This is a genomic window from Streptosporangium sp. NPDC051023 (genome assembly GCF_040689595.1).
GTDB lineage: Bacteria > Actinomycetota > Actinomycetes > Streptosporangiales > Streptosporangiaceae > Streptosporangium.
Genome location: NZ_JBFBCE010000025.1, coordinates 113905 through 122645 on the forward strand (window position 1 = coordinate 113905; position 8741 = coordinate 122645).

Here is an 8741-nt window from a genome sequence, read left to right on the forward strand (position 1 = left end):
CGTCCGTCGGATGACACTCGGCGGACGCCTCTGGCGGTGTGCCCCGTCACCCCAAAGCCGAGCCCTACCGGGGCTCCTGGCGTTCCTTCGAGCTGAGCACACTGGACAGGAAAGCCCTGGTCCGTTCGTGGCCCGGGGCGGCCAGGAGCTCGCGGGGGCGGCCCCGCTCGACGACCACGCCGTCGGCGAAGAAGGTCAGCCAGTCGCCGACCTCCCTGGCGAAGGCGATCTCGTGGGTCACCACGACCATCGTCATCCCCTCGGCCGCCAGACCCTTCATGACCTCCAGAACCTCGTCGACCAGCTCCGGGTCCAGCGCGGAGGTCGGCTCGTCGAACAGCATCAGCGCCGGGTTCATCGCCAGCGCCCTGGCGATGGCCACCCGCTGCTGCTGACCGCCGGAGAGCTGATGGGGCCGCTTGTGCGCGTGACCGGACAGGCCGACCCGCTCCAGGTGCTCCATGGCCAGCGCCCGCGCCCGGTCCGCCGGAGTGCCCAGGACGTGGACGGGACCGCAGGCGACGTTCTCCAGCGCGCTGTGGTGGGCGAACAGGTTGAAGCGCTGGAACACCATGCCGATGTTCCTGCGGAAGGCCGCGAACTCCCTGGGTGTCCAAGGGTGGTACCTGCCGTCGCGCAGGGTGTGGCCGACCTCCTCACCGAGCACGCGCAGGCTGCCGCCGAGCACCGGCTCCAGGCCGTTCAGGCACCGCAGGAACGTGGACTTGCCCGAGCCGGAGGGGCCGATGACGCAGCTCACCTCGCCGGAGGCCACGGTGAAGTCCACGCCGTTGAGCACCTGCACGTCGCCGTAGCCCATCCGGACGCCCGAGGCCCGCACGACCTGCTCGTCGGGCGCGTTCACACGGCCACCTTCGGCAGGATCCTGGCCGCCAGGCCGCCGCCGCGCACCAGCCGTACGGCCTCGGAGCCGAAGCGCCGTTCCAGCCTGCCCTGCAGGAAGGTCGACACGGCGGTCATGAGCATGTACCACAGGCTCGCCACGATCAGCAGCTCCATGATCAGATTGTTCGTCTTGTAGATCTGGCTGGCGTTGGTCATCAGGTCGTGCCCGGCGACCACGTAGACCAGCGAGGTGGTCTTCAGCATGGAGATGAACTCGTTGCCGGTCGGCGGGATGATGATGCGCAGCGCCTGCGGCAGCACGATGACCCGCATCCGCTTGGCCGGGGTCATGCCCAGCGCGTACGCCGCCTCGGTCTGGCCGTGGTCGATGGCCTGGATCCCGGCGCGCACGGTCTCGGCGAAGTAGGCCGCCAGGTTCAACCCCAGCCCCAGCATGGCCGAGGTGAAACCGGTCATCACCTGGTTGGTGTCCCATTTGAGGCCGATCGTGGTGAACGGAATCTTGAGCACCAGCTCGGGGAACAGAAAGGCCAGGTTGTACCAGAAGATGAGCTGCACCAGCACCGGTGTGCCGCGGAAGAACCAGATGTAGAGCGTGGCCAGCCAGCTCAGCACCGGGTTGGGCGACAGCCGCATGATCGCGATCACCACGCCGAGCACCAGCCCGAGAACGGTCGCCAGCACCGAGATCTCGACGGTGACCCAGACCCCGTCCAGGATCCGGTCGTTGAACAGGTACTCGGCGACCTTGCCCCAGTCCAGGCGCGGGTTGACCACGACCAGGTAGACCAGCCAGCCGACGACCGCCAGCGCGACGGCCGCGGCCAGCCAGCGGCCCCAGTGCCAGGCCCGCGCGACGGGAACCGGCGTGCCCGACGCGTCGGCGATCGGTTCTGTCCGCACGGTCACTTACCGCCGTTGATCACGGCGGATTGGACGGCCAGCTTGTCCAGGTTCCAGGCCTTGAGCAGCTTGCCGTACTCACCGCTTTGGATGAGGGAGTCCAGCGCGCCCTTCACGGACTCGATGAGCTCCTTGTTGTCGGGCTTCATCCCGATTCCCCACGGGGCTTCCGTGCCTTCCAGCGCGATGGCCTCGACCGCGAGCTTGGGGTCGGCGGCCTTGCTGGCGGCCACCACGTAGTCGGTGATGGTGGCCTGCGCGCGGCCGCCGCTGACCTGGAGCAGGGCCTCCTGGTCGCCGGGGAACTTCAGGATGTCCAGGGCGGCCTTGCCGTCCTTCTTGCAGTCGGCGTCGTACTTCTCGGCCAGTTCCATCGAGGAGCCGTTGTCGACGACGGAGACCGTCTTGCCGCACAGGTTCTCCGGCCCGGCGATACCGGCCGGGTTGCCCTTCTTGACCAGCAGCCCCGCGCCCGCCTGCACGTAGTCGACGAAGGTGACCTGGCCCTGCCGTTCGGGGTTGTCGGTCATCGAGGAGATGACGAAGTCGTAGCGGCCGGTGAGCACGCCGGGGATCTGTGAGTTGAACTCCTCGTCGGTGATGGTCACGTTGACGCCGAGTTTCCTGGCGATGGCTCTGGTCAGGGCGGGGTCGAAGCCGATCGCCGTCTTGCCGTCGCTGGCGAACACCTCCATCGGCGGGTAGCCCATGGAGGAGACGACCTTCAGCCCGCCGGACTTCAGGTTCGCCGGCGCCTTGGCGGCGAGGTCCTTGTCGGGGGTGATGGCGTTGATGACATCGGCCGCCTTCTCCTCGGTGGGAGCCTGGTCGAGGGCGACGGCCGGCACTGTATCCGACACTGTGGCCGACACTGTGGCCGACGCTCCGGCCGACGGGCCGGACGCGCCGCCGTCGTCCAGGGACTGAGCGCCGCAGGCCGCGGTCGCGGCCAGCAGCGCGCCGGCGGCGAGCGTGGTGAGGATCCGGGTGTTCAACGGGGGGTGCTCCTTCGGGGGTGTTGCCGGTGGTTCACAGGTGGTGCCAGCGGACTTCGCCGCCGACGACGGTGGTCATGACCTTGGTGCGCAGCACCGCGTCCGGTGACTCCACGAAGGGGTCGGTGTCCACCGCGATGAAGTCGGCGAGCTTGCCGGGAGCGAGGACGCCCTTGCGGTCCTCCTCGCCCGCGGCGTAGGCCGCGCCGAGGGTGTGGGCCGTGAGGGCCTCACCCATGCTCAGCCGCTGCTCGGGCTGCCAGCCGCCGGCGGGCGTGCCGTCGGGGCGGGTACGGGTCACCGCGGCGTACAGCGCGGCGAAGGGGTTGGGGTGCTCGACCGGGGCGTCGGAGCCGAAGGCCAGCGCGACGCCGACGTTCAGCATCCCGCGCCAGGCGTAGGAGGCGAGCTCGTGCCCGGCGAGCAGGGAGTCGACCAGGTCGATGTCGCTGGTGCAGTGCACGGGCTGCATCGAGGCGACGATGCCCAGCCTGGCCATCCTGGCCAGGTCGCCGGGCTGTAGGTGCTGGGCGTGCTCGATGCGGTGCCGCAGCCCCTCCGTACGGCCGACCGCCTCGTAGGCGTCGATGACCAGATGGTTGGCCTGGTCCCCGATGGCGTGCGTGGCCACCGCGATCCCGGCCCTGGCGGCCGTGCCGAACAGCCTGACCAGATCCTCGTACGGCGTGACCGCGATGCCCACGTTGCCCTGCTCGCCGGCGAAGGACTCGCCCATGTGGCAGGTGTGCGAGCCCAGCGCCCCGTCGCTGAAGATCTTCACGGGCCCGGTGCGGAACCAGTCGTCGCCCTGCCCGGTGCGGCGGCCCTCGGCGATGGCCGCCTCGAGGTGGATCATCGGGATCGCCTTGTGCACGCGCAGCTTCAGCTCGCCGGCCTCGCGCAGCTCCAGATAGGCGGCCCGGCAGTCCTCGCCGTCGATGTCGTGCACGCTGGTCAGGCCGAGGGCGAGCAGTTCCTCCTGCCCGGCGCGGAGCTGGTCGCGCAGGTCGGCGGAGACCATGAGGTCGCGCAGCGGGTAGGAGGCGGACTCGCGCAGGATGCCGGTCGGCTCCCCGCCCGCGTCCCTGACGATCTCGCCGCCGGCCGGGTCGGGGGTGCGGGCGTCGATGCCCGCCAGCCGCAGGGCCGCGGAGTTCGCCCACACCGTGTGGCCGTCGACGCTGGGCAGCGCGACCGGCAGCTCGGGGCAGACCGAGTCCAGCGCGTACCTGTCCGGCTGCGCCGGTGGATCCCAGGTGTTGCTGTTCCACCGGCCGCCGAACAGCCAGGCGCCCGGTCTCAGCCGCGCCGCGTGCGCGGCAACCCTGGCCAGCGCGTCGTCCAGGGAGCGCACGTCGCGCAGGTCGACCGCGTCCAGGCTCTGGGCGTACTGCGCGGTGTGGATGTGGGCGTCGTAGAGACCGGGGAGCACCGCGGCGCCCTCCAGGTCGATCAGCTCCGCCCCCGGGCCCGCGGCCTCGCGCACCTGCGCCTCTCCGCCGACGGCCAGCAGCCGCTCGCCGTCCACGGCCATGGCCTGGGCCAACGGGTTGCCGCTGTCTCCGGTGCGGATGGCGGCGTTGCGATACACGCGGATGCTCATGTGACTCTCAGTGGCTCGATGTGACGGTGGCCATCACTGTAGGAGTGGCGAAAAGAAGTCGGAAGCGCTATAAACACGACATTTAGCCACCCTGAGAGTAAGGAACGCTAATGCTGAAGCCGGAACACCTGCGTACTCTGCGCGAGGTCGTTCAGCTGGGATCCTTCGCCGCCGCCGCCAACCGGCTCGGCTACACCTCCTCGGCCGTCTCCCAGCAGATGGCCGCGCTGGAGCGGCAGATGGGCGTGAAGCTGTTCGACCGCTCCGCCCACAGCGTGCTGCCGACCAGTGCCGCCGAGGTGCTGGCCAGGCACGCGGAGAGCGTGCTCATGGACATCGAGCGCATGGTCGCCACTGTCCAGGCCGTGCACAGGAACAGCGAGCGGCGGATCCACCTGGGCATCTTCCCCAGCTTCGCCGACGTGCTGACCGGCGTCCTGCGGCGGATGGAGCCCGGGGAACGCGCCGGCGTCAGGGTCTCCGTCGCCGAGTGTTCCCAGCTCATCCCGCGCCTGGGCGCCGGTGGCGAGATGGACGCGGCGATCGTCTACCAGGTGGGCAATGCCGGGTTGTCATGGCCGTCGACGCTGGACCGGCGCTGGATCGCCGAGGACCGCTACAAGGTCGTCCTCCCGCGCCGCTGGTCCGACCTGGCGCCCTACCGGGTCGAGCAGCTCGTCGACCTGCCGTGGATCATGCATCACCCGGCCAGCGGTGACGCCTCCTTCTTTGACGGCGTGTTCGCCCGCTGGGGCCTGCACCCCCGGGTGGCCTGCCACTCCGACGACTTCAAGATCACAATAGCCATGATCGAGGCGGGGGTGGGCGCGGCGCTCGTCCCCGACCTCGCGCTGCGCGGCCACGGCCCGGACATCGTGGTCGCCGACGTGCCATGGCTGAACACCAGCCGCAGCATCTTCACCCTCGTCCGCCCCGACCGTGAGACCTCCAGACTCCGATCCCTGCTGGACACACTGACGGCATTGCCGCAGCATCTTCCCGGCGAACTCGACGAGAAACAGTAGATCTGCCACCATTTGCCGGATTGTGGGCGCGGCCGGGTGGCACCCCGTCGCGCCGGTCGTCACCGACCGGCCCCTTCTCGGCCGGGGCGGGATTAGCAGGAGGTCCTTGACCGTGGAACACGAGGTGGCGATCGCCAGGTCCACCGAGGCCATACGGCTTCACAGCGGGCACAACATCCTCATCGAGTCCGGTACAGAACCGGTCATTGACCGGCTCGCCCGCCGCGACCAGCAGGTGCCCGCCACATCGTCCGAGCTGCAGGCCTGGACGTTCGTGGTCAAGGACATGATCGATGTCGCCGGGCTGCGCACGACCCGCGGGTCCGTCCTGTACGGGAGCGAGGAGGCGCTGACCACCGCGCCGTGCGTCGAGCTGCTGGAGCGCGCCGGGGCGCTCCTGGTCGGCAAGGCGAACCAGCACGAGTTCGCCTGGGGCGTGACGAGCGAGAACCCGCACTGGGGCGACGTACGCAACCCGCGCCACGAGCACCTGGCTCCCGGCGGGTCGAGCGGCGGCACGGCGGCGGCGCTCGCCGCCGGGATCGCCCGGATCGGCCTCGGCACCGACACCGGCGGCTCGGTGAGGATCCCGGCGGCCTGCTGCGGTGTGGTCGGCCTGCGCCCGAGGGGCGGGATCCTTCCAGCTGAGGGGGTCGCGCCCCTCGCCCCGATGTTCGACGTGGTCGGGCCGATGGCCACGTCGGTCGCCGACTGCGCGCGCGTGTGGCGGGTGCTCTCCGGGGAGGCCGTCGAGCCGCCGCGCTCGCTGCCGGGGCTGGTCGTCGGTGTCGCCGACGGATGCGCGCAGGCCGGGGAGTTCGCGGACCTGGGCGCCAAGGTCCGCGAGATCGCTCTGCCGTACGAGATTCTCTCCCCGTACTGGACGATCGTGGGCGCGCAGGCCCGGCGCACCCACGAGGCCACGTACCCGGCGAGCGCCGCGAGTTACAGCGCGGGCGTGCGGCGCAAGCTGGACGACGCCGCCGGGATCGGTCACCGGGAGTACCGCCGGGCCGTCGAGGAGCTTTCCGTCGTCCGGGCTCGGTTCGCGGAGGAGATGTCCGGCATCGACATCCTGATCACGCCGACGCTCGGCGGCCCCGCGCCGCGGGCCGGGTGCGACGAGGCCGCCGTCCGCGGTGAGGTCGGCCGGATCACGTCCGTCGTGTCCGCGCTCGGCCTGCCCGCCCTGGCCGTCGGAGACCTGCAGGTGGTGGGGCGCACCGAGGCCGACGTGCTGCGGGCAGGCCTGTGCCGGGAGGCCGGCGGAGGCACGATCCCCGAGCCGCGCTGAACGTCAGGAAGGCGGCGGCAGGCTCCACGGATCCACCGGGACGACGCCTGTGCAGCGGCCTGAGGAGTCGAGGATCCGCCCGTAGAGCTTCGACTGCCTCAGGACGATCTGCCGGTCGGCGATGTCCACGTGGGGGAAGCGCTCCTGCAGGCGTACCACCAGCGGGTGCAGGTCGGAGACCGTGTGCAGGCCGACGGTCAGGAGCATGTTGCGGGCTCCCGCGAGCGCCGCGCACGTCCGCGTCTCCGGCCAGCCGAGAAGCGCCCGGCCCGTCTCCTCCAGCAGCCCGTCCGGCATCCGCAGCCAGAGCACCGCGGAGGAGTGCCACCCGGCGTGCGAGCGTGCCAGGTCGCAGCGGAAGTCGATGTCGCCGGTGGCGACCAGACGCGACAGCCTGCGCTGCACCGTGCGTTCGGACATGCCGACGGCTCCCGCCAGCTCGGAGTAGCTGGCGCGGCCGTCCGTGAGCAGGGCCTTGAACAGCAGCCGATCGACCTCGTCCATCTGCCTGGTCGACTCCGGCGCCCCTGACCGCCTGGCCAGCGCCCCCACGGCTCGGGGGGACAGCACACGCAGCCGCCAGCGGCACGAGGCCTCGAAGACGCGCGTGGCGACATGGGTGCGCACCTTCGTCACCCCGGGCACCCGTGGCAGGTCCGTGAGCAGGTAGTCGGCCAGCGCGGGCATCGACGCGGCGGCGGCGATCACGAACAGATCGTGGCCTGCGGCCAGGTGTTGCACGGTAATGAGGTGACCGGCCGTCGTGAGCCTGTCGGCGACCTCGACCGCCGCTCCGGCCGCGCAGTCGATCTCCAGGAATGCCATGCTCATCGTGTGCATCTGGCGCTGCCCCAGGGCGACGGTGGTCCACGCCTCCCCCGCGCCGGTCAGCCGCTGCCAGCGCCTGGCCGCCGTCACCGGGTCCGAGCCGGTCGCCGCTCCGACCTCGACCCAGCTCGCTCGTGGGTTGATCTGGAGGGCGTCGATGAGCTCGAGGTCGGTCTCCGACAGTAACCCTCGAGGCTCAATGCCGGAATCCTGCATGATTGCCCCTCTGGTGTCACATTGCTGCGTTTGGACACCAGGATCACCTTATACCTCGATCCTTGTGCGGGCAGCCGCCCCTGACCGCCCCCGGCCTGCCGCCAAGGAGAGGACACTCGTCGATGACCCGCTTCCACGACTGTGGCCTTGCGCCCTGCGCGCGATCCGGCCACGCCGTCATCGGCGGCGCCCGGTGAGCGGGCCCCGGCTGGTCGGCATCCTGGGAGGCATGGGCCCGGCGGCCACCGTCGACTTCTACGGCAAGCTCGTGGAGGAGACCGCGGCCACCTGCGACCAGGGACACGTGCCCGTCGTCATCTGGGGCGACCCCCGCGTCCCCGACCGTTCCCTGAGCCTGCTCGGCGGCGGCGAGGACCCGACCCCGTACCTGCGGCGCGGCATCGAGTCGCTGAAGCAGGCGGGATGTGAGGTGCTCGCCGTCCCCTGCAACACCGCCCACGCCTTCGTCCCGCGCCTGGCGCAGGAGGCCAGGCTGGAGCTGGTGAGCATCATCGAGGTCACGGCCGACGCCCTGGCCGCCGACGGCGTCCGCGTGGCCGGGGTGCTGGCCACCTCGGGCACCCTGCACGCGGGCCTGTACGCGGACGCTCTGCGGCGGCGCGGCGTGGCGGTGGTCGAACCGGACGAGGCCGGCCAGCGGCAGGTCATGGCGGCCATCGGCGCCGTCAAGAGCGGCGGCGCCCGACCGGTCTGCGGGCGGGCGCTGGCGGAGGTCGCCCGCTCCCTCGCCGATCGCGGTGCGGAGCGGGTCGTCACCGCCTGCACCGAACTCGTCCTGGCCCTGGACCGTTCCCTCGTCCCCGTCCCGGTCCTTGACCCGGCCCGCCTGCTGGCCCGCCGGGTCGCCGACGTGGCACTCGGCCGCCGCTCCGGCGCTCCGGCCGCCCTCGCCGCCTCGAATGCCGGGCCCCTCGAAGGCCGGCCGACGATGGCGATGGCCCAGTCCTGGGTGAGGCCCAGCTCGCGGGAGATCTGGTAGATGAGGTACT

The 8741-nt window shown here is 71.1% G+C and carries 7 protein-coding genes and 2 pseudogenes; 3 read left to right on the forward strand and 6 right to left on the reverse strand.

The window, feature by feature from the left end:
* Nucleotides 1-64 precede the first annotated feature (64 nt).
* From AB0395_RS18610 to AB0395_RS18625, 4 genes are read right to left on the reverse strand one after another with little or no spacing between them, the layout of a single operon-like run.
* The gene (locus AB0395_RS18610; RefSeq protein WP_366282054.1) at nt 65-865 is read right to left on the reverse strand and encodes an amino acid ABC transporter ATP-binding protein; all 801 of its coding nucleotides are present in this window, start codon (nt 863-865) and stop codon (nt 65-67) included.
* Nucleotides 862-1776: an amino acid ABC transporter permease gene (locus AB0395_RS18615; RefSeq protein ID WP_366282055.1), complete on the reverse strand. Its 915-nt coding sequence runs from the start codon at nt 1774-1776 to the stop codon at nt 862-864. Before AB0395_RS18615 ends, AB0395_RS18610 begins: the two co-directional genes overlap by 4 nt.
* On the reverse strand, nt 1773-2765 hold the full coding sequence (locus tag AB0395_RS18620) for an ABC transporter substrate-binding protein (RefSeq protein ID WP_366282056.1): 993 nt from the start codon (nt 2763-2765) through the stop codon (nt 1773-1775). The genes AB0395_RS18615 and AB0395_RS18620 overlap by 4 nt, the downstream gene beginning before the upstream one ends.
* 34 nt (nt 2766-2799) lie before the next feature.
* Nucleotides 2800-4368, reverse strand: coding sequence for an amidohydrolase (locus tag AB0395_RS18625; protein WP_366282058.1), 1569 nt, complete (start codon nt 4366-4368; stop codon nt 2800-2802).
* 110 nt (nt 4369-4478) lie between these two features.
* Between AB0395_RS18625 and AB0395_RS18630 the strand changes: the two genes are divergently transcribed.
* Both AB0395_RS18630 and AB0395_RS18635 read left to right on the forward strand, forming a co-directional pair.
* On the forward strand, nt 4479-5393 hold the full coding sequence (locus AB0395_RS18630) for a LysR family transcriptional regulator (protein ID WP_366282061.1): 915 nt from the start codon (nt 4479-4481) through the stop codon (nt 5391-5393).
* Nucleotides 5394-5505: 112 nt separating this feature from the next.
* The gene (locus AB0395_RS18635; protein ID WP_366282064.1) at nt 5506-6687 is read left to right on the forward strand and encodes an amidase; all 1182 of its coding nucleotides are present in this window, start codon (nt 5506-5508) and stop codon (nt 6685-6687) included.
* A gap of 3 nt (nt 6688-6690) precedes the next feature.
* Here AB0395_RS18635 and AB0395_RS18640 read toward each other — a convergent pair whose 3' ends face one another.
* The gene (locus AB0395_RS18640) at nt 6691-7731 is read right to left on the reverse strand and encodes an AsnC family transcriptional regulator (RefSeq protein WP_366282063.1); all 1041 of its coding nucleotides are present in this window, start codon (nt 7729-7731) and stop codon (nt 6691-6693) included.
* Here AB0395_RS18640 and AB0395_RS18645 point away from each other — a divergent pair.
* Nucleotides 7730-8608, forward strand: a pseudogene (locus AB0395_RS18645) (amino acid racemase); the annotation flags it as partial. The gene AB0395_RS18640 and the pseudogene AB0395_RS18645 sit on opposite strands and share 2 nt — an antisense overlap.
* Before the next feature lie 65 nt (nt 8609-8673).
* Here AB0395_RS18645 and AB0395_RS18650 read toward each other — a convergent pair.
* Nucleotides 8674-8741: pseudogene (locus AB0395_RS18650) on the reverse strand (redox-sensing transcriptional repressor Rex); the annotation flags it as partial.